Annotated in this window: 17 protein-coding genes and 1 pseudogene; 9 read left to right on the top strand and 9 right to left on the bottom strand. The window is 74.3% G+C overall.

The features are described 5' to 3' along the window. The first annotated feature begins 81 nt into the window (after positions 1-81). Positions 82-453 (top strand): histone-like nucleoid-structuring protein Lsr2, encoded by a 372-nt coding sequence (locus OG774_RS16160; protein ID WP_328310983.1) that lies wholly within the window; start codon positions 82-84, stop codon positions 451-453. On the opposite strand, the gene OG774_RS16155 is transcribed toward OG774_RS16160, so the two are convergent. Continuing rightward, positions 450-1,160, bottom strand: coding sequence for a Crp/Fnr family transcriptional regulator (locus tag OG774_RS16155; RefSeq protein ID WP_328302227.1), 711 nt, complete (start codon positions 1,158-1,160; stop codon positions 450-452). The two genes, OG774_RS16160 and OG774_RS16155, sit on opposite strands and share 4 nt — an antisense overlap. A 158-nt stretch (positions 1,161-1,318) precedes the next feature. Here OG774_RS16155 and OG774_RS16150 point away from each other — a divergent pair, with 158 nt between their 5' ends. Further along, entirely contained in the window at positions 1,319-2,602 is a 1,284-nt protein-coding gene (locus OG774_RS16150; RefSeq protein WP_328302225.1) for a M23 family metallopeptidase, read from the top strand. Between the two features lie 336 nt (positions 2,603-2,938). Then, a complete protein-coding gene (locus OG774_RS16145) occupies positions 2,939-5,476 on the top strand; it encodes an ATP-dependent Clp protease ATP-binding subunit (protein WP_328302222.1) in 2,538 nt (845 codons plus the stop codon). 146 nt (positions 5,477-5,622) lie between these two features. Here OG774_RS16145 and OG774_RS16140 read toward each other — a convergent pair whose 3' ends face one another. Then, positions 5,623-6,591: a hypothetical protein gene (locus OG774_RS16140; RefSeq protein ID WP_328302220.1), complete on the bottom strand. Its 969-nt coding sequence runs from the start codon at positions 6,589-6,591 to the stop codon at positions 5,623-5,625. On the opposite strand from OG774_RS16140, the pseudogene OG774_RS29835 reads away from it, so the two are divergent. Next, a pseudogene (locus tag OG774_RS29835) lies at positions 6,527-7,807 on the top strand (oligosaccharide flippase family protein); the annotation flags it as partial. The gene OG774_RS16140 and the pseudogene OG774_RS29835 overlap by 65 nt on opposite strands. A gap of 552 nt (positions 7,808-8,359) precedes the next feature. Here the strand turns inward: OG774_RS29835 and OG774_RS16130 are convergent. Further along, positions 8,360-9,358: a helix-turn-helix transcriptional regulator gene (locus OG774_RS16130; RefSeq protein ID WP_328302216.1), complete on the bottom strand. Its 999-nt coding sequence runs from the start codon at positions 9,356-9,358 to the stop codon at positions 8,360-8,362. Between the two features lie 34 nt (positions 9,359-9,392). After that, positions 9,393-10,460, bottom strand: coding sequence for a YihY/virulence factor BrkB family protein (locus tag OG774_RS16125; RefSeq protein ID WP_328302212.1), 1,068 nt, complete (start codon positions 10,458-10,460; stop codon positions 9,393-9,395). A 74-nt stretch (positions 10,461-10,534) separates the two neighbouring features. On the opposite strand from OG774_RS16125, the gene OG774_RS16120 reads away from it, so the two are divergent. Continuing rightward, the gene (locus tag OG774_RS16120) at positions 10,535-11,650 is read left to right on the top strand and encodes a winged helix DNA-binding domain-containing protein (RefSeq protein WP_328302210.1); all 1,116 of its coding nucleotides are present in this window, start codon (positions 10,535-10,537) and stop codon (positions 11,648-11,650) included. Between the two features lie 64 nt (positions 11,651-11,714). On the opposite strand, the gene OG774_RS16115 is transcribed toward OG774_RS16120, so the two are convergent. The 3 genes from OG774_RS16115 to OG774_RS16105 all read right to left on the bottom strand — a co-directional run bounded on the left by OG774_RS16115 (position 11,715) and on the right by OG774_RS16105 (position 13,768). Next, positions 11,715-12,464 carry an SIR2 family NAD-dependent protein deacylase gene (locus OG774_RS16115; RefSeq protein WP_328302209.1) on the bottom strand — a complete coding sequence of 250 codons (750 nt, stop codon included), beginning with the start codon at positions 12,462-12,464 and terminating at the stop codon, positions 11,715-11,717. Between the two features lie 92 nt (positions 12,465-12,556). Continuing rightward, positions 12,557-12,871 (bottom strand): antibiotic biosynthesis monooxygenase family protein, encoded by a 315-nt coding sequence (locus OG774_RS16110; RefSeq protein ID WP_328302207.1) that lies wholly within the window; start codon positions 12,869-12,871, stop codon positions 12,557-12,559. A gap of 9 nt (positions 12,872-12,880) precedes the next feature. Next, a complete protein-coding gene (locus OG774_RS16105) occupies positions 12,881-13,768 on the bottom strand; it encodes an A/G-specific adenine glycosylase (RefSeq protein ID WP_328302205.1) in 888 nt (295 codons plus the stop codon). 111 nt (positions 13,769-13,879) lie between these two features. On the opposite strand from OG774_RS16105, the gene OG774_RS16100 reads away from it, so the two are divergent. After that, entirely contained in the window at positions 13,880-14,788 is a 909-nt protein-coding gene (locus tag OG774_RS16100) for a DUF4232 domain-containing protein (RefSeq protein ID WP_328302203.1), read from the top strand. Positions 14,789-14,819: 31 nt separating this feature from the next. Here OG774_RS16100 and radA read toward each other — a convergent pair whose 3' ends face one another. Together radA and OG774_RS16090 are read right to left on the bottom strand one after the other, a co-directional pair. Then, entirely contained in the window at positions 14,820-16,223 is a 1,404-nt protein-coding gene (radA, locus tag OG774_RS16095; RefSeq protein WP_328302201.1) for a DNA repair protein RadA, read from the bottom strand. Between the two features lie 50 nt (positions 16,224-16,273). Further along, a complete protein-coding gene (locus tag OG774_RS16090) occupies positions 16,274-16,816 on the bottom strand; it encodes a copper chaperone PCu(A)C (protein ID WP_328302199.1) in 543 nt (180 codons plus the stop codon). A 221-nt stretch (positions 16,817-17,037) separates the two neighbouring features. Between OG774_RS16090 and OG774_RS16085 the strand changes: the two genes are divergently transcribed. Genes OG774_RS16085 through ispF form a run of 3 tightly spaced genes read left to right on the top strand, consistent with a single transcriptional unit; the run spans position 17,038 to position 18,717 of the window. After that, entirely contained in the window at positions 17,038-17,520 is a 483-nt protein-coding gene (locus OG774_RS16085) for a CarD family transcriptional regulator (protein ID WP_116707106.1), read from the top strand. 37 nt (positions 17,521-17,557) lie between these two features. Beyond that, entirely contained in the window at positions 17,558-18,250 is a 693-nt protein-coding gene (gene ispD, locus OG774_RS16080) for a 2-C-methyl-D-erythritol 4-phosphate cytidylyltransferase (protein WP_328302190.1), read from the top strand. 2 nt (positions 18,251-18,252) lie between these two features. Next, positions 18,253-18,717, top strand: a complete 465-nt coding sequence (gene ispF, locus OG774_RS16075) for a 2-C-methyl-D-erythritol 2,4-cyclodiphosphate synthase (RefSeq protein WP_328310981.1) — start codon at positions 18,253-18,255, stop codon at positions 18,715-18,717. Positions 18,718-18,727: the final 10 nt, after the last annotated feature.

Raw genomic sequence — 18,727 nt, 5'->3', positions numbered from 1 at the left:
GACGCGCGTCACTCGACAACTCCCGGCTCCGGAAATAGGGTCCGGCCACATTCATGGTCGGTTCTTGACGGAGGTCGCGTGATGGCGCAGAAAGTCGTGGTTTCCCTCGTCGACGACCTGGACTCGTCGGAGGCGGACGAGACCGTCGAGTTCGGGCTCGACGGTGCCACGTACGAGATCGACCTGTCGGACGCCAACGCGGCCGCCCTGCGCGACCGGCTCGCCGACTACGTGGCCCACGCCCGGCGCAGCGGCGGCCGGCGGCGGTCGTCGACCCCCGCGGCGTCGTCGTCGTCCGGCTCGCGCCGTGCGAGCGGGTCGGGCGGGCGTGCCGCCGTCGACCGTGAGCAGAACCAGGCCATCCGCGAGTGGGCCCGCAAGCAGGGCATGACGGTCTCCGAGCGTGGCCGTATCCCGAGCGAGGTCAGCGAGGCGTACCACAAGGCGCACTAGCGATCCGAGGCGTACGCAGCCAGGGCTGCGCGATCGACCGTCAGCGTGCGGCCGCCGGGGTGGACGACGAGCAGGCCCCGGGCGGCCAGGCTGCGCAGCGCCGTGTTGAGCGTCTGGCGGGCCACCCCGAGGCGCTGGGCGAGCAGCACCTGCGGCCCGCCCAGGTCGATCCGGTCGTCCCGGTGCTCGAGCTCGAGCAGCAGGGTCGCGACGCGGTGGGTGACCGGGTGGAACACGCGCTCGACGACGGCCCGGTTCTGCAGCCGCACGATCCGCACGAGGTCCCCGAGCAGGGCGAAGAGCGTGTCGGGGCTGGTGCGCAGCGCGCGGAGCGCGACCGGGGAGGGCAGGACGAGCACGGTCGCGTCGCGCAGCGCCACGGCGTCCTCGGTCCGCGGGCTCGGCCGGAGCACCTCGAAGTACCCGAAGGCCTGCCCCGCGGCGGCGACCCCCACGTCGACGACGTCGCCGTCCGACGAGCAGGTCCGCGAGACCACGGCGCCGCGCAGCAGCACGAACATCGACTCGCAGGTCTCGCCCGTGCGGAACACCGTGTCCCCGGCGGCGTAGTGGCGCACCCACGCGGCACCGGCCAGCGCGTCGAGGGCCGCAGGGCTGAGGCCGTGGAGCTGCGGGCAGGCGAGGAGCGCGCCCCGGACGTCCTCGCGCCGGCCACCGACGGGCACGGCCGCCGCGGTCGTCGTCATGCCACCTCCCGGAAGGGGTCGGCCGTGGATCACTCCTCCGGCCCAGAGGTGCTGTCACGCCGGTGACAGCGTGTGGATCATCGGCTCCCTACGTTTCCCGGTCGACGCCTCCGTCGGATCCCCGACAGTTTCCGGCGTCGGGACCCGGGGGAGACGGCGTGCGCACAGGTGGGCCTCGGCGGGCGGCGGCGATCGGGGCCGTGCTCGCGGCAGTGCTGCTGGGTGCGGCGTGCGGCTCGCCCGCGGGGGGTCCGCCGCCCCCGTCGGCGTCTCCCGTGGCCGGCGTCGCGTCCGTCGAGGGCCCGTTCGGCGGCCCGTCCGCCCCGGACACGGTGGCCGGCGGGGCGTCGGTGTTCACCCCGGTGGCGGCGTCGGTGCTCCGGGCCCCGGTCCCGGTGCCCGCGACGGACGGCCGGGTGCACCTGGCCTACGAGCTCCAGGTGGACAACATCCTGGGCTCGCCTGCCACGATCGACGCGATCGAGGTCGTCGGCGACGGCCGATCGCTGCTGCGGTTGGAGGGCGACGCCCTCGCCGCCTGGATCAAGCCGTTCGGCGGGCAGCTGGGCTCGCGGGACCTGCAAGGGGGCCAGGGCGGGCTGATCTGGCTGGACGTGACCCTCGCGCCGACCGACCCCGTGCCCGCCCGCCTCGAGCACCGCCTCACGACGGCGTTCGCCGAGCCGTCTCCGCCGCTCACCCCGCCGACCCTGACCGCGACGGTGGCGCCGACGGCGGTCGACCGGACGCCGCCGGCGCGCATCTCGCCGCCGCTGCGCGGACCCGGGTGGCTCGACGGCGACAGCTGCTGCCGCCTGGGCGCGCACCGGGGCGCGGTCAGCCCGATCGACGGGCAGCTGTTCGCGCCCGAACGCTTCGCCATCGACTACGTCCGGCTCGACGCGTCCGGCCGGATGATGAGCGGGCCGCCGACGGACATCGCCGGCTACGCCTACGTGGGCGCCGACATCCTGGCCGTCGCCGACGGGCCGGTCGTCGGGCTCGTGGGCGACCTCCCGCAGCAGTCGCCCGGAGCGAACCCGAGCGGCCTGACGCTGCAGCAGTACGGGGGCAACCACGTCGTGCAGGACATCGGCGGCGGGCGGTACGCCTTCTACGCGCACCTGCAGACCGGCAACCCGCTGAACCTCGCCGTGGGGCAGCAGCTGCGCCGCGGCCAGGTGCTCGGCAAGCTGGGCAACTCCGGCAACACCGATGCACCCCACCTGCACTTCCACGTGATGGACCGCCCCGACCCGCTCGCGTCGAACGGCCTGCCGTTCGAGTTCGACACCTTCATCCTCGAGGGCCGGGTGGTGTCCGAGGAGTCGTTGCAGCAGGGCACCGCCGGTCCGGTGCCGTTCGGGATCGACCGGGCGGGGGCCGGCCCGCGCGCGGGTGTGTCGCCGCTCGGCCTCGACGTGATGGGCTACGCGCCGTGACCGCGGTGACCTGACCCGGGTGGGTGGTTCGCCCGTGGCGAACGCCTCGCGGGGATGAGGCGAACGTCTCCGGTGGTTGGAGAGGTCATGGTTCCCCGGGCTCCAGCGGCCCGGGGTGCAGGATCGATGTCGGCGCGCGTGACCGTCGTCACGGGCGGGGAACCGTCACCGCCCCGTGACGTCTCGCGCGACGACTAGGATGGGGCTGCGGTGTTCTGCCAGCTTGGGCATCGTGGGCGTCCCGATCCGTCATCGGGCACCAGCCAAGGGGCCACCGGGCCGCTCCTTCGTGGACACTCGGTGGAGGACCGCCGGCGCAGCAGTCAGGAGTGACGAATGTTCGAGAGGTTCACCGACCGCGCGAGGCGGGTGGTCGTCCTGGCCCAAGAAGAGGCCCGGATGCTCAACCACAACTACATCGGCACCGAGCACATCCTGCTCGGGCTGATCCACGAGGGCGAAGGCGTCGCCGCCAAGGCCCTCGAGTCGCTGGGCATCGCCCTGGAGGGCGTGCGCCAGCAGGTCGAGGAGATCATCGGTCAGGGCCAGCAGGCCCCGTCCGGCCACATCCCCTTCACCCCCCGCGCCAAGAAGGTGCTGGAGCTGTCGCTGCGCGAGGCGCTGCAGCTCGGGCACAACTACATCGGCACCGAGCACATCCTGCTCGGGCTCATCCGCGAGGGCGAGGGCGTCGCCGCACAGGTGCTCGTCAAGCTCGGCGCGGACCTCAACCGTGTGCGCCAGCAGGTGCTGCAGCTGCTCTCGGGCTACCAGGGCAAGGAGCCCGCGGAGTCCGGCAGCCAGCGTGGCGAGGGGACGCCGTCCTCCTCGCTGGTGCTCGACCAGTTCGGTCGCAACCTCACCCAGTCGGCCCGCGAGGGCAAGCTGGACCCGGTCATCGGCCGGGAGAAGGAGATCGAGCGGGTCATGCAGGTCCTCTCCCGGAGGACCAAGAACAACCCGGTCCTCATCGGCGAGCCCGGCGTCGGCAAGACCGCCGTCGTCGAGGGTCTCGGCCAGGCCATCGTCAAGGGCGAGGTCCCCGAGACGCTGAAGGACAAGCAGCTCTACACCCTCGACCTCGGGTCGCTGGTGGCCGGCTCGCGCTACCGCGGTGACTTCGAGGAGCGCCTCAAGAAGGTGCTCAAGGAGATCCGCACCCGCGGCGACATCATCCTGTTCATCGACGAGCTCCACACGCTCGTGGGTGCGGGTGCCGCCGAGGGCGCGATCGACGCCGCGTCGATCCTCAAGCCGATGCTGGCCCGTGGCGAGCTGCAGACCATCGGGGCCACCACCCTCGACGAGTACCGCAAGCACGTCGAGAAGGACGCCGCCCTCGAGCGCCGCTTCCAGCCCATCCAGGTGGGTGAGCCCTCGGTGGCGCACTCCATCGAGATCCTCAAGGGCCTGCGCGACCGCTACGAGGCGCACCACCGCGTCTCGATCACGGACCCGGCGCTGGTCGCGGCGGCCACCCTGGCCGACCGCTACATCAACGACCGCTTCCTGCCGGACAAGGCCATCGACCTCATCGACGAGGCCGGCGCCCGCATGCGCATCCGTCGCATGACCGCGCCGCCGGACCTGCGTGAGTTCGACGAGAAGATCGCCGACGTCCGTCGCGAGAAGGAGTCCGCGATCGACGCGCAGGACTTCGAGAAGGCGGCGCGGCTGCGCGACGAGGAGAAGAACCTCATCGGGCAGAAGACCGAGCGCGAGAAGCAGTGGAAGTCGGGTGACCTCGACGTCGTCGCGGAGGTCGACGACGAGCAGATCGCCGAGGTGCTGGCCAACTGGACCGGCATCCCCGTCTTCAAGCTCACCGAGGAGGAGACGACCCGTCTGCTCCGGATGGAGGACGAGCTCCACAAGCGGATCATCGGCCAGGAGGACGCCGTCAAGGCGGTCTCGCAGTCGATGCGCCGTACGCGGGCCGGCCTCAAGGACCCGAAGCGCCCCTCGGGCTCGTTCATCTTCGCCGGCCCCTCGGGTGTCGGTAAGACCGAGCTCACCAAGGCGCTCGCGGAGTTCCTGTTCGGTGACGACGACGCCCTCGTCCAGATCGACATGGGTGAGTTCCACGACCGCTACACCGCCTCGCGGCTCTTCGGTGCCCCTCCCGGGTACGTCGGCTACGAGGAGGGCGGCCAGCTCACCGAGAAGGTGCGCCGCAAGCCGTTCTCGGTGGTGCTCTTCGACGAGATCGAGAAGGCCCACTCCGAGGTCTACAACACGCTCCTGCAGGTGCTCGAGGACGGTCGCCTGACCGACGGTCAGGGCCGCATCGTCGACTTCAAGAACACGGTCATCGTGTTCACGTCGAACCTCGGCACGCAGGACATCTCGAAGGCCGTCGGTCTCGGGTTCCAGTCCGGTTCGGACGCGGGCTCGAACTACGAGCGCATGAAGAACAAGGTCACGGACGAGCTGAAGAAGCACTTCCGTCCCGAGTTCCTCAACCGCATCGACGACATCATCGTGTTCCACCAGCTGACCGAGCAGGAGATCGTTCAGATGGTGGACCTGATGATCGGGCGCACCGAGAAGCAGCTCCAGAACAAGGACATGTCCCTGGAGCTCACCGACAACGCGAAGAAGCTGCTCGCCCAGCGCGGCTTCGACCCGGTGCTCGGGGCCCGGCCGCTGCGCCGCACGATCCAGCGCGAGATCGAGGACCAGCTCTCGGAGAAGATTCTCTTCGGCGAGATCGAGGGCGGTCAGATCGTGCTGGTCGACGTCGAGGGCTGGGAGCCCGAGACCGACGACAACGGGGTCACCAAGCAGGCCCCGGAGACGGCCACCTTCACCTTCCGCGGTGAGGCCAAGCCGACCCCGGTGCCCGACACCCCCGAGGTCGCCGCGGCGGAGTAAGCCCTCCGCCCGCTGCACGCCCGGAGCCCCGGTCCCCCTCGTGGGGGCCGGGGCTCCGGCGTGTGTGCGGGGTGCTCTGAAATGTCAGCGGCGTGGCGCCGCAGACATTGAGTGTCCGTAACGCCACGCACTCGATCGCGACTTGTTCAGGCGGCGGGCGCGCCGTACCGCACGCGTGGTGGCGGGAGGAGCGCCGCCGTGGCGAGCGCGTCGAGGATGTCGGCGTACAGGCCGTCGGGATCGTCACGTCGTTGCGCGGGCCGGGTGCTCAGGACGTGGAGCCCCGCGGCTCGGAGGCGACGGTGATAGGCGAGCGTCGCTCGCACCTGGTCGGGGGTGGCGAAGTGGTACTCGACGGAGTCGAGCAACCAGACGAACCCGAGCTCGCGAACGAGCCCGTCCGCGATCGCGAGGAACCGGCCGTGCTCGTCGTAGATCGGGACGTTCCACTCGATCGTCGGGAGGTCCTCACGCGCCATCCAGAAGTCGCGGCCCTCGTACTCCGCCGCGGACCAGACCCCGTCCTCGAGGGCGGGGAGAACCCTCCGTGGTGCGGCGGTGCCCTTTCTCGAGCCCTGGTCGAGTTCGTGGCGTAGGGCGGCGGGGAGGACCATCCTGCGCTGCACGACTTCGGTGAGGAGAGCGGCGATCGCCGTCAGGTCCTTCATCCGACGAACGCGGTCGGTGAGGCAGCGAACGAGCGGCGCCACGGCGAGGCCGTCGCGGACGACGGGCTGTGGAAGACGCCGGGTGCGTTCGATGAGGATTCGCGGTGTGCTCAGCACCCGGCGGGTCTCGGCGATCAGCACGTGCACGGTGGTCGGTTCGTCCCCGCGCCGCACGCCGTGGTGTCGCGCTCCGCCCAGCCCGGTGATCATGGCTCCCTCGCCCGCGTAGATCAGCGCCGCGATCTCGAGCCGGCGGTAGGTCGGTTCACCGTTGGACAGCAGGAACGTCGCCGGCGCGAGGAGCGTCCACGGCCCGTCCTCCTGCGTGCGCCGGTAGGCCGTGCGCTCGGGGACGCCGAGCGCTGTCAGCTCGTCGATCGAGATGACGCCCTCCCAGCTCGCGGCACGGAGCCGATCTCGTTCGCGGGCCCACTGTCCTCGTCGCACGGATCGAGGATCGCCGTCCGGGCTCGGCTCCGTGAGGCGTTTCGGCCGGGTTGTGGACAAGTCCGGGGATGTCACGGGATGCGCTCATCCCTGTGGACAACTCCGAGCCGTCTGCGTGGCGTTACGGACACTCAGTGTCTGCGACGGTCCGCCGCTGACGTACTCCGGCCGCCCTCCGCCCGAAGTAGGGCGTGCCCCACCTGGTCGGGGGGTCGTCTCCCTCCTGCCCGATCCCGTCCGCCGCGAGGCTGGTGCCATCGCCGCAGGGAGAGGGCCGGAGACGATGCGCACGCTACGGGGACACCAGGAGGCCGCCGCCGGGACGGCCGTCCTGATGCTCGCGATCGTCCTGACCGCGCCCCTGCACTACGGCTTCGGGCTGGCGCTGACCTGGCTGCTGCCGGCCGCGGAGTTCGGTGTCGTCAGCGTGCTGCTGACCGTGCTCCTGCTGGCCACCACGGTCCTCGCCGCCGGGTTCCCCTGGGCGCTGGCGCGCACCGTCGCCCGCGCCGAGGACGGCGACCCCGGGGCGGCCGCGGAGGTCGACGCCGCGTTCCGCTCCGCGCTGGTCGGCAACGTCGGCCTCGGCACGGCGCTCGCCCTCGGGTTCGCGGTCGTCCAGCTGACCACCGGCGCGATCCTCCCCGGGGTGGGCCCCGGCCTGACGGTGGTGGCCGCCGGGACGATCGTCCTCGTCGCGCTCGGCCAGGTGCTCCTCGGCGGGCTCCAGGGCGCGCGGCGTTTCGCGGCCGTCAGCGGGGCCCGGATCGTCGAGGTCCTGGTCAAGGTCGGCGTCGGGGTCGGCGCGGTGGCGCTGATCGGGACCGGCGCCGTCGGGGTCGGCTGGGGCCTGCTTCTCGGCGCGGCGGTCGCCGCGCTCTGGGCCTGGTGGACGATGCGCGACCGCCTGCCGCGGCTGCGTGGCGCGCTCGCCGGGTGGCGCTCCTTCGCCGCCGCCGCGCCGATGGCCGTCGGCACCACCGGCTTCGGTCTCATCGCCACGCTCGACGTCCTGCTGCTCGGACCGCTCGGACACGCGCACGGCGTCACGTTCGCCGCCATCGGCACCTACCAGGCCGCCGCGCTCCTGGCCAAGGCTCCGTTCCTGGTCGGCAGCACCCTGTCCGACGCCGTCTTCCCGTTCATCGCCCGGGCCCGGGACGCCGCGGAGGCCCATGGCTGGGTCGTCGCCGCGATGCGTTGGGTGCCCCTGGCCCTCGTCCCCGTCCTGCTCGTCCTCGTCGTCACCCCCGACGCGCTGGTCGGCCGCATCTTCCCCGTCGAGCACGCCGCGGCCGGCGCTCTGGCCCGCCTCATCGCCGTCGGCACCCTCGGCCTGGTGCTCGGCGACATGCTGCTCAAGGCGCTGTTCGCCCGCGGCCTCGCCGGTGCCGCCGCCGCCCGCATCCCCGCCGCCGCGATCGCCGAGGTCGCCACGATGGCCCTGCTCGTGCCGGGGTACGGCGCGGCGGGGGCGGCCGCCGGGTTCGCGGTCGGCGCCTGGGTCGGTGTCGGCGCGCTCGGCACCGTCTACCTGCGCCACCACCGGCCGGGCACGCTGCCCGCGCGCGCCGCGGCCGGCTGGCTCGTCGCGGCCACCGCCATGACCGGCGTGCTCGCCCTCGCCGCCGTCGCCGGGCCGGGCCTCGACCTGCCGCTGATCGCCCTGGCCCTCGTGGTCCACGCGGTGCTGGCCGTGCGCCTCGGGGCGGTGCCCGCCGCCGACGTCGACCGGGCCCGCGCGTGGATCGCCCGCGCGACCGGTGCGTCAGCCCGCGTAGAGCCCGGCGAGGGTCCGGGCCACGTCGGCCATCTGCTCGCGAAGGGCGACCGGGGCGAGCACCTCGACCTCGGCGCCGAGACCCAGCAGCTCGGAGCGGGCGTGGGCGAGCGACTCGATCGGGATGACCGCGCGCACCCAGCCGTCGTCGTCGGTCGGCCAGCTGCCCTCGGCGAGCGCCCGGGCGGTGTGCGGGCGCAGGAGGGCCGGAGCCAGCTCCATCGCCCGCGGGGACAGGCGCACGGTCGCCTCGGCCTGGTAGAGGGCGTCGGTGAGCTCCTGGGTGCGCCGGTGCCAGTACTTCCAGAGGTCGAAGTCCTCGGGCCGGTCGAAGCGCACGTCGAGCGTCTCGAGCGCCAGGATGCGGGCGACGCGGTAGGTGCGCGGCGTCGCTCCGGGGTCGCTCCCGTGGGGGAGGGCCACCAGGTACCAGGTGCCGGCCTTGAGGACGACACCGAGCGGCTCGAGCTCGCGCTCCACCTCCGGCTCGCGCCCGCCGGTGGCCCAGCGCCGGTAGCGCACGCGCACCACCCGTTGGTTCCACACCGCGTCCGCGACGCCGGTGAGCGTGGGGACGTGGTCGGCCTCGCGGAACCAGCCGGGGGCGTCGAGGTGGAAGCGCTCGGCGATCCGGCCCGCGCGGTCGGAGAGCTCCCCGGGCAGGGCCGCCTGCACCTTGAGCTGCGCCGCCGCGAGCACCCGCCCGAGACCGAGCTCGGCGGCGGCCTCGGGCATCCCCGAGAGCGCGAGCGCGTCGGCCTCCTCGGCGGTCATGCCGGTCAGGTGGGTGCGGTAACCCTCGAGGAGCGAGTAGCCGCCGTCCGGGCCGCGGTCGGCGTAGACGGGCACCCCGGACGCCGAGAGGGCGTCCATGTCGCGGTAGATCGTGCGGATCGAGACCTCGAGCTCGTCCGCGAGCTCGCGCGCGGTCACCCGTCCTCGGTTCTGCAACAGGAGGAGTACGGAGAGCAGCCGGCTGGCGCGCACGGGGTCAGTCCTACCCCATCCCTGACATGTCCTGTCAGGCACGTCCCCCGTCCGGCGCCACGGGTTCAGCCGACTGCCGGTCCTGCGGCTCGGGCTGCAGCTCGTCCGGGATGCCGTCGGCGTCGTCGTCGCGCAGCAGCGGGTCGCCGATCCCGGCCCGCGCCCCCTCGAGCTGCGCGGCGACGGCGATCCCCAGGAGCAGGGCGACGCCCGTGACCGTCGCCCACAGCAGCAGCGCCATGATCCCGGCGAGCGGGCCGTAGGTGTCGCTGAAGTCCCCGGACACGGCGACGTAGAGCGCCACGCAACCCGACGCCGCCAGCCACAGGATGACGGTCAGGCCGGCGCCGAGCGCGAGCCAGGAGAGCCCCGGCTGGTGCCGCCGCGGCGAGTGCCGGAAGAGCACGGTGACGGCGACGACGAGGGCCGCGAGCCCGACGGGCCAGCGCAGGACGTCGAAGATCGTCTCCGCGACGTCGCCCCAGCGGTACACCTGCTCCACGGCGTCGCCGAGCGGCCCGCCCGCGATGATCAGCACGAGCCCCAGCCCCAGCGACGACCCCGCCGTGAGCGTGAGGACGGCGGCGCGGGTGTACTTGCGCAGGAACGGCCGGTCGCGCTCGGTGCCGTAGATGCGGTTGGTGCCGCGCTCGAGCTGGGCTATCGCGCTCGTCATGGCGAGGAACGCGGTGATCAACCCGAACGCGACGGCGAACTCGCCGACGTTCTCCGAGCGCGTGTCGTCGCCGCCCGTCTCCTCGGGGAGCTCGGCGGGCCCGCGGGCGACGACGTCGGCGAGCAGCTGGTCGCCCGCCCCGGGGGACACCGCCACGACGGTCTGCGCGACGACCTGCGCGACCGACTCGGCGCCCACGGCCGTCGCCAGGCCGCTGCCCGCGATGACGAGCGGGACGATCGCCAGCGCGAGCTGGAGCGCGAAGCCCCGCGCGTGGCTGAACCCGTCGCCGAAGCGGAACCGGACCAGCGCGTCCCGCAGCAGCGCGACCAGCCCGATCCGGCGCGCGGTGTGCCAGGCGTCGTCGGCCGACAGCGTGTCCCCGTCCATGTCCGTCGTGACGGGCACCGCGCGCACCGAGCTCACGCGCCCATCTTCCCCCGCAACCTGACGGGAGGTGTCAGGCACGGTGCGGAAAGCTGACCACCATGGTGGAGACGATGACGCGGGAGCAGGTCATGGCGCACCGGATCGCCGCGCAGGGCCTGCACCGCGACCGCGCCGACGCGATCGCGGCCCTGGCCTCGCTCGGCATCCAGGACTCGGGCCCCACCGCACGGCTCGTCCTCGCCGCGCGCACCGAGGGCGACGTCGACACCGCCACCTTCGATCCGGCAGCCCACGGCCTCACCGACGGCTGGACCCACCGCGGCGCCCCGCACCACCACCCGACGCCGCAGCGCAACGCGATCGCGGCGGCGGCGCGGCCGTTCGACGACGCCGACGCGGGCGCCCGCCTCAACTGGAGCGGACCGGAGCAGCGGCGGGTCGGCATCCCGGCGCGGGAGGCGATCGACCGGGCGGCCGACGCGCTCGCCGAGGTCGTCACCGAGCCGATGACCAAGGGCGCGGCGAGCACCGCCGTCACCGAGCTGCTGCCCGACGCGCTGCTCCGCGACTGCCGGCCCTGCGCGTGCGTCCACGTCAACGAGCAGCTCATGCGGCTCTCGGCGTTGCCGGTCGGCGTCGGCCTGGACGCGACGGGCAAGACGCTGCTGCTCACCCCGCCGCCGCCCGACTGGTCCCGCCCGGTCGAGGGCGACCCGGCCCGCGCGGCGCGCCTGGTGCTCGACTACCTGCGGGTGCTCGGCCCGGCGGGGCCCCGCGAGGTCGCCGACTTCGTCGGGACGTCCCCGACCGCCTTCGCCCCCGGGTGGGAGGCCGCCCTGCCGGAGCTGGTCGAGGTCCGGGTGGAGGGCCGGCCGGCGTGGCTGCCGGCCGCGGACCTCGACGCCGCGCTCGGCGCCCCGGAGCCCGACCTCGTGCGCTTCCTGCCGCCGCTGGACCCGATGCTCCAGGCCCGCGACCGCGAGGTCCTCGCGCCCGACCCGACGGTGCGCAAGGACCTCTACCGCGTCATCGGGAACCCGGGTGCGCTGCTCGCCGACGGCGAGATCGTGGGGACCTGGCGACCGCGCGCGTCGGGCAAGCGCCTGACGATCGAGGTCGCTCCCGTCGCGGAGCTCGAACCGGACGTCCGCGCGCGCCTCGACGACGAGGCCGAGCGCGTCGCCGCCGCCCGCGGTCTCACACTCGCCGGCCTCACGGGGGTCTAGGAGGCAGCGAACCTCTATCGGTGTGCTCCCCTCGACTCGCTGCTCCTGACGACGTCCCCGTTGATCACGCCGCGAGGGCCGCGTCGATCGCCTCGAGCGTCGCCCGCGCCCCGGAGGCCAGGGAGACCCCGCGACCGTGGCGGATCCCCGGCTCGCGCACGTTGATCCGGATCAGCGCCCCGGAGGCCGCCGACGCCAGCTCGGCGTGCCGGCGGACGGTCGGCACCGCCGTCCCGGCGCCGAGCTCGACGACGACCAGGCCCTGCGCATCCTGGGCCCGCAGCCACTCGCGGTGGGCGGCCATGCGCTCGGCGTGGTGGCCGGGCACCCAGAAGCCGTCGCCGAACATCAGGATGTTGGGCCGCGCCACCGCACCGCACCGCGGGCACGCCGGCAGGGGAGGCCGGGCGCGCATCGTGGCCTCGTCGATCGCGACGTCGACGTCGACGGCCGACCAGGTCCCGTCGTGGCACGGCCGGGTGCACTGCAGCATCCCGATCGCGCCGTGGCACTCGACGACCGTCTCGTCGTCGAACCCCGCGGCCTGGAAGGCGCCGTCGACGTTGGAGGTGAACACCCGGGTCGGCCACCGGTCGGCCCACCGGCGCAGGACCGCGTACCCCGCATGGGGCACGGTGCCCCGGTAGAGCGCGAGGCGGTGGCCGTAGAAGCCCCAGGCGAGCTCGGGGTCGGCGTGGAAGTGCTCGGGATCGGCGATCTCCTCGAAGCGCAGCCCGAGCCGGCGGTAGGGCGGATAGGCGCGCCAGAACCCCTCGGGTCCGCGGAAGTCGGGCAGCCCCGAGTCGACGCCCATCCCGGCCCCGGCGCAGACCAGCAGCGCCGAGGCGCGAGCGAGTCGCTCCGCGGCCTCGGCGACGTCCTCCGGGTCCGGGGACTCCGGAGAGGTCAGGCGCCCGATCCGTCGACGTGCAGCACGACCTCGAACTCCATGAGGTCGGCGCCCGACGAGACCGGCTTGGCGCGCTCGCCCGCGTGGGCAGCGGCCGCGGCACCACCGTCACGCCAGTGGGCGAACGCCTCCTCGGACTCCCAGCGGGTGTAGACGAAGTAGCGGTCGTCCCCGGCGGTGGGACGCAGCAGCTCGTAGCCGAGGAAGCCCGGCGTGTCCTTGATCGAGTCGCCACGGGCGGCGAACCGGCGCTCCAGCTCGGCCTCGTTGCCCTCGGGGACCTTGATGGCATTGATCTTCACGACGGCCATGACCCGAGCCTACTGCTCTCCCGGAAGGCAGAAACGGCCGTCGGCGAGCTGTTCCACGAGCCCGTCGACGAGCAGCGAGTCGAGGCACCGGGCGCGCTGGGCAGGGTCGGTGGGCCAGGCCGCGTCGAGCGCCGCCGCCGGCACCGGCCCCGGCGCCTCCCGCAGCACGTCGAGCAGCCGCCCGCGGACCTGGCGGTCGGTGCCGGCCCAGCGCTGCGCCTTGCGCGCCGGACCGTCGCCGGCGGGACGTCCGAGGTGCTGCCAGGCGCAAGCGCCGGACACCGGGCAGTCGGCGCAGCGGGGGGTGCGCGCCACGCAGACCGTGGCGCCGAGCTCCATGAGCGCCGCGGACATGGTCGCCGCGTCGGCGGTGTCGCCCGGCAGCAGGGCCTCGGTGTCCGTGAGGTCGCGGGACGCGGCGGCCCCGGCGTCCGCACGCCCGAGCACCGCGCGCGCCACGACCCGGCGGACGTTGGTGTCGACCACCGGGACGCGTTGGCCGTGGGCGAACGCCGCCACCGCGCGGGCCGTGTAGGTGCCGATGCCGGGCAGCGACTCGAGCGTCTCGACGTCGGCGGGGACGACGTCACCGTGGTCGGCGGCGATCGCCTGCGCGGCCGCGTGCAGGCGCAGCGCCCGGCGCGGATAGCCGAGCTTGCCCCACGCCCGCAGCACCTCGGAGGCGGGCGCGGCGGCCATCGCCGACGGCCGCGGCCAGCGCTCGAGCCACGCGCGCCACGGCTCCTCGACCCGCGCCACCGGGGTCTGCTGCAGCATGATCTCCGAGACGAGCACGCCCCACGCCGTCGTCCCGGGGCGGCGCCAGGGGAGGTCCCGGGCGTGCGCGCGGAACCACGGGACGAGGACGTCGGCGAGGGTCGTGGTGGTGGGGCCCATCGACCGCCGATCCTGCCCCGGCCACCCGCTGACGCCACCGTCGGGTGAAACGGGCGGGCCACCGCGTGGTGGTCGGTCGCGGAGAGCTGAGTGGAACTTACTTTCCGTGACGTGTGGGAGCCGCTCGGACCGCTCGCGCCGTCGGTCTACTGGCGGCGCCGGATCGCCGCGCTCGCGGTGGTCCTCGCCGTGCTCGGCGGATTCGTCTGGGCCGTGGCGGGTCTGAGCGGCGGCGAGCCCGACCGCGCCACGGTCGAGGCCCGCGCCCGGGCGGCCGCGATGGCGGGCGCGCCGACGCCGGCGCCCGCTGCTCCCGCCGCGCCCGCAGAGACCGGGACCCCGGGACCCATCGAGGCCGCGCTGCCGGCGGTCGTCCCGCCCGGCGGGGCGCCGGGGCTGGTGGCGCCGCCCTCACCCGACGGCGCCCTGTTCGCGCCCCCGGGCGGCGACGGCTTCCGCGGGTTCCTCCCGCCCGGGGTGCCGACGGGCTCGACGGGTCCGCTGCTCTCGACGCCGACGAGCACCCCTGCTCCCGTGGTGCCGCCGAGCACGACGTCGCCGGTGACCTCGGCGCCGACCACCGAGGCCGCCCCGGCCGAGCCCCCGCAGGAGCGGGCGGCGGCGCCCGGCCCGTGCGCGGACGGGGACCTGCGGGTCACGGCGCGCACCGACGCTCCGCGCTACGCCGCCGGGACCAAGCCGGTGCTGAGCCTCGTCGTCACCAACACCGGCGCCGCGCCCTGCGTGCGCGATCTCGACGCCGCCAGGCAGGCCGTCGCCGTCGTCGTCCGCCCCGGCGAGGGGTTGTGGGGGAGCAACGACTGCTCGCCCGGCGACACCGACGACGTCCGGACGCTCGCGCCGGGCGAGGAGGCGGTGTTCTCGGTGCGCTGGTCGGGCAAGACCTCGGCGCCCGGATGCGCGGGCACGCGCACTGTCGTGCCGCCCGGCGACTACCAGCTGCTCGCCCGCCTCGACGGCATCGTCAGCGAGCCGGCGCCGTTCACGCTCGCCGGCTGACCCCCTACGTCGTACGCGCGACCGGCCGGGGTCAGACCGTCTGCGCCGTGGTCAGCCCGACGCGCAGCAACGCGCCCTGGAGGTCGTCGACCTCCACCGCCCCGAGCCCCTTCGGCGTGCGCACGTCGCCCGGCGGCACGAGCGCCCGACTGATGCCCAGCCGGCCGGCCTCGGCCAGGCGTCGTTCGAGCGCGACCACCCGACGGACCTCGCCGCCGAGCCCGACCTCGCCGACCGCGATCAGCCCGGGCCGGACGGCCTCGTTGCGGAACGCCGACGCGATGGCGATGGCGATGGCCAGGTCCGAGGCGGGCTCGCGCAGCCGCAGGCCGCCGACCGTGGCGACGAACACGTCCTTGTCGTGAAGGCGCAGGTGGCACCGCTCCTGCAGCACCGCGAGGATTTTGGCGACGCGCCCGCTGTCGAGGTCGGACACGACGCGGCGCGGCGCGCTCTCCGAGCTGCGCGTGGCCACGAGGGCCTGCACCTCGGCCATGAGCGGGCGCTTGCCCTCCATCGCCACCGTGACCGCCTGACCCGCCACGGTCTGCACGCGCCCGCCCGTGAACAGGCCCGACGGGTCGCTGACCTCGGCGATGCCGCCGTCGTTCATCTCGAAGCAACCGACCTCGTCGGTGGCCCCGAAGCGGTTCTTCATCCCGCGCACCAGCCGCAGCGGGGAGTGCCGCTCGCCCTCGAACGAGAGCACGACGTCGACGAGGTGCTCGAGCGTGCGGGGCCCGGCGACCGCGCCGTCCTTGGTGACGTGACCGATGAGCACGACCGGCAGGTCCCGCTGCTTCGCGAGGGCGACGAGCGCCGACGTGACCGCACGGACCTGCGACACGCCGCCGGGCGTGCCGTCCACGGTGGCGGTGCCCACGGTCTGCACGGAGTCGACGACGAGCAGCTCCGGGTCCACCGCCTCGACGTGTGCCGCGACCTCCTCCAGATCGGCCGTCGCGGACAGGAACAGGTGCGGCGCGAGGGCACCGGTGCGCTCGGCGCGCAGGCGGACCTGGCCCGCCGACTCCTCCCCGGTGACGTACAGCACGGTGGCCCCCAGTCGGGCGCGTCGCGCCGCGACCTCGAGCAGGAGCGTGGACTTGCCCACACCCGGCTCGCCCGCGAGCAGCACGACGACCCCGGGCACGAAGCCGCCGCCGAGCACCCGATCGAGCTCGCCCACGCCCGTCGGGCGCGCCGTCGCCGTCTCGAGATCGACCTCGCTGATCAGCCGCACGGGGCTGGACGGGCGCGCCGCGGGGGAGGGCGGGACGCCGGTGCGGCCGCCGCCCGTCGCGAGGGCGGGGAGGTTCGGGGCCTCCTCGACCGTGCCCCACCCGCCGCACTCCGCGCAGCGCCCCACCCACTTCGCGGACGCGTGCCCGCAGGCGGTGCACTCGAAGCGGGGGGCGCGGGTCCGTGGGGGCACGGTCCGCACCGTAGGCCGGACCCCCGACAGCGCGGGGCCCGACGGGCGGATCAGCCCTCGGCGTCGCCCTCGCCCACGACGAGGACGGGCACGGACACGGTGCCGGCCTTCTCGAAGGTGAAGGTGACCTCGTACGTCGGCCCGGGGCGGAGCTGCTGCGTGACACCGGTCAGCGTGATGCGCGCGCTGCCGCCCACCCGGACGAAGGGGTCGGGCGGGCCGAGCGGGCCGGGGTCGTTGCCGATGATCCGCAGGGAGTTGTTGGGCGGGATCGTCGTCGGGCCCTCCGGCCGGGCGCTCACGGCGTACGGCGAGGTGACCGACACGAGCCGGTCCTCCGTCGGGGTCTGGTTGATGATCGTCAGACGCAGGGGGATCTCCGCGCCCGCGGGCACGGTGTTGGTCGGACCGGCGTCGAGGGAGACGTCCCGCAGGAGGATGCCGCCGACCTGTCCGGCTGCGCCGTCGGCCTGGGAGACGATGGTGTCGGTCTGCGTCACGGAGCCGGCGCTGCAGCCCCCGAGCGCGAGGCCCGCGGTCAGCAGCGTCGCGACGACGATCGCCGGTCGGGGCGCGCGCGGGCGGCGGCTCATGATCTCCGAGTGTCCTCTCGGGAAGTGGGGCACACTGGTCTTCGGGCAGCGACACCCTAGTACCAGGTCGGCGTCTCGGCCTCGCGGGAGCGCGGGGTGCCGGGGCCAGCACGCCCCGATGCCTCTTGTCAAGTCCCTGACCTGCGAAGACGGCGCAATCCCCTGCGATGCCCGCCCGCCGGGCGTGTTAATCTGGGTGTAGCGAAAGGGGCTCGGGACACATGGTTTTCAAGGTCGGCGAGACCGTCGTCTACCCGCACCACGGTGCCGCTCTCATCGAGGCCATCGAGACCAGGACGATCAAGGGCGAAGAGAAGAAGTATCTCGTCCTCAAGGTTGCTCAGGGCGACCTGACCGTCCGGGTTCCCGCGGACAATGCCGAGATCGTCGGCGTCCGCGACGTGGTTGGCCAGGAGGGGCTGGATCGGGTGTTCGAGGTGCTGCGTGCGCCGCACACCGAGGAGCCGACCAACTGGTCGCGCCGGTACAAGGCGAACCTCGAGAAGCTCGCGTCGGGCGACGTGAACAAGGTGGCCGAGGTCGTGCGCGACCTCTGGCGCCGCGAGAAGGACCGCGGCCTGTCCGCGGGTGAGAAGCGGATGCTGGCCAAGGCCCGGCAGATACTGGTCAGTGAGCTGGCCCTGGCCGAGGGCACGGACGAGGTGGCGGCCGAGTCGCTGCTCGACCAGGTGCTGGCGTCCTGATCCGGTCCTGAACCGACGTGATGGCCGCGGTGACGCGGTGAGCGTCGCCGCGATCGTGCCGGCGGCGGGTCGAGGCGAACGACTGGGCCTCGGCCTGCCGAAGGCGTTGGCGGTCGTCGGCGGGCTCAGCCTGGTCGCGCGGGCGGTCGACGGACTCGTCGAGGGTGGTGTGGACGCCGTCGTCGTCGTGGCCCCTCCGGGCGGCGAGGACGCGATGCGTCGCGCCCTCGGCGACCGTGACGTCACGGTCGTGCCGGGTGCCGACGACCGCGTCGGCTCGGTCTCGGCCGCCCTCGACGCGCTGCCGGCCGACGCCGACGTGGTGCTCGTGCACGACGCCGCGCGGTGCCTCTGCCCGCCGGAGGTCGTGCGCGCGGTCGTCGACGCCGTGCGTGCGGGACATCGCGCCGTGATCCCGGCAACACCCGTGGCCGACACGCTCAAGCGCACCGGCCCGGCGGGGCAGGTCCTCGCGACCGTCGACCGCTCCGACCTGGCCGCCGTCCAGACCCCGCAGGGCTTCGAGCCGGCGACGCTGCGCGCGGCGCACGACCGTGCCCGCGCCCGGCGCGACACCGGCGAGCCGGTCGCGGCCACCGACGACGCCGGGCTCGCCGAAGACCTCGGTGTGACCGTCGTGACGGTCCCCGGCGACCCGCGCGCCTTCAAGGTGACCACCCCGCTCGACCTCGCGATGGCTGAGGCGCTCGTCACGGCGGGCCCGGCGTGACGATGCGGGTCGGCATCGGCACCGACGTCCACCCGGTCCGCGCCGGCGTGCCGTGCTGGGTGGCGGGCCTGTTCTGGGAGGGCGTCGACGGCTGCGCCGGGCACTCCGACGGCGACGTCGCCGCCCATGCGCTGTGCGACGCCGTCCTCTCCGCGTGCGGCCTGGGCGACCTGGGCGCGGTGTTCGGCACCGGGCGCCCGGAGTGGTCCGGGGCGTCCGGGGCCCGGCTGCTCGGCCAGGTGCGCGCGCTCGCCGCGACAGAGGGCTGGGCGCTGGGCAACGCCGCGGTCCAGGTGATCGGCAACGCCCCGAAGATCGGCACCCGACGCGCCGAGGCGCAGGCCGCGCTGTCGGAGGCGCTCGGGGGCCCGGTGGCCGTGTCGGGCACGACCTCCGACGGGCTCGGGCTGACCGGCCGCGGCGAGGGTCTCGCGGCCGTGGCGACGGCTCTGCTCGTCCCGGCCTGAGCTCACGCGC

Source organism: Actinomycetospora sp. NBC_00405 (assembly GCF_036044095.1).
Classification (GTDB): Bacteria; Actinomycetota; Actinomycetes; order Mycobacteriales; family Pseudonocardiaceae; genus Actinomycetospora; species Actinomycetospora callitridis.
This window is presented reverse-complemented; position numbering and strand designations above follow the sequence as displayed.

Excerpts from the sequence above, each read along its gene's own strand:
- OG774_RS16160 (WP_328310983.1), top strand. The coding sequence starts at position 82 with ATGGCGCAGAAAGTCGTGGTTTCCCTCGTCGACGACCTGGACTCGTCG.
- OG774_RS16155 (WP_328302227.1), bottom strand. The coding sequence starts at position 1,160 with ATGACGACGACCGCGGCGGCCGTGCCCGTCGGTGGCCGGCGCGAGGAC.
- OG774_RS16105 (WP_328302205.1), bottom strand. The coding sequence starts at position 13,768 with ATGGGCCCCACCACCACGACCCTCGCCGACGTCCTCGTCCCGTGGTTC.
- ispF (WP_328310981.1), top strand. The coding sequence starts at position 18,253 with ATGCGGGTCGGCATCGGCACCGACGTCCACCCGGTCCGCGCCGGCGTG.
- OG774_RS16090 (WP_328302199.1), bottom strand. The coding sequence starts at position 16,816 with ATGAGCCGCCGCCCGCGCGCGCCCCGACCGGCGATCGTCGTCGCGACG.
- OG774_RS16145 (WP_328302222.1), top strand. The coding sequence starts at position 2,939 with ATGTTCGAGAGGTTCACCGACCGCGCGAGGCGGGTGGTCGTCCTGGCC.
- OG774_RS16120 (WP_328302210.1), top strand. The coding sequence starts at position 10,535 with ATGACGCGGGAGCAGGTCATGGCGCACCGGATCGCCGCGCAGGGCCTG.
- OG774_RS16115 (WP_328302209.1), bottom strand. The coding sequence starts at position 12,464 with ATGGGCGTCGACTCGGGGCTGCCCGACTTCCGCGGACCCGAGGGGTTC.
- OG774_RS16110 (WP_328302207.1), bottom strand. The coding sequence starts at position 12,871 with ATGGCCGTCGTGAAGATCAATGCCATCAAGGTCCCCGAGGGCAACGAG.
- OG774_RS16085 (WP_116707106.1), top strand. The coding sequence starts at position 17,038 with ATGGTTTTCAAGGTCGGCGAGACCGTCGTCTACCCGCACCACGGTGCC.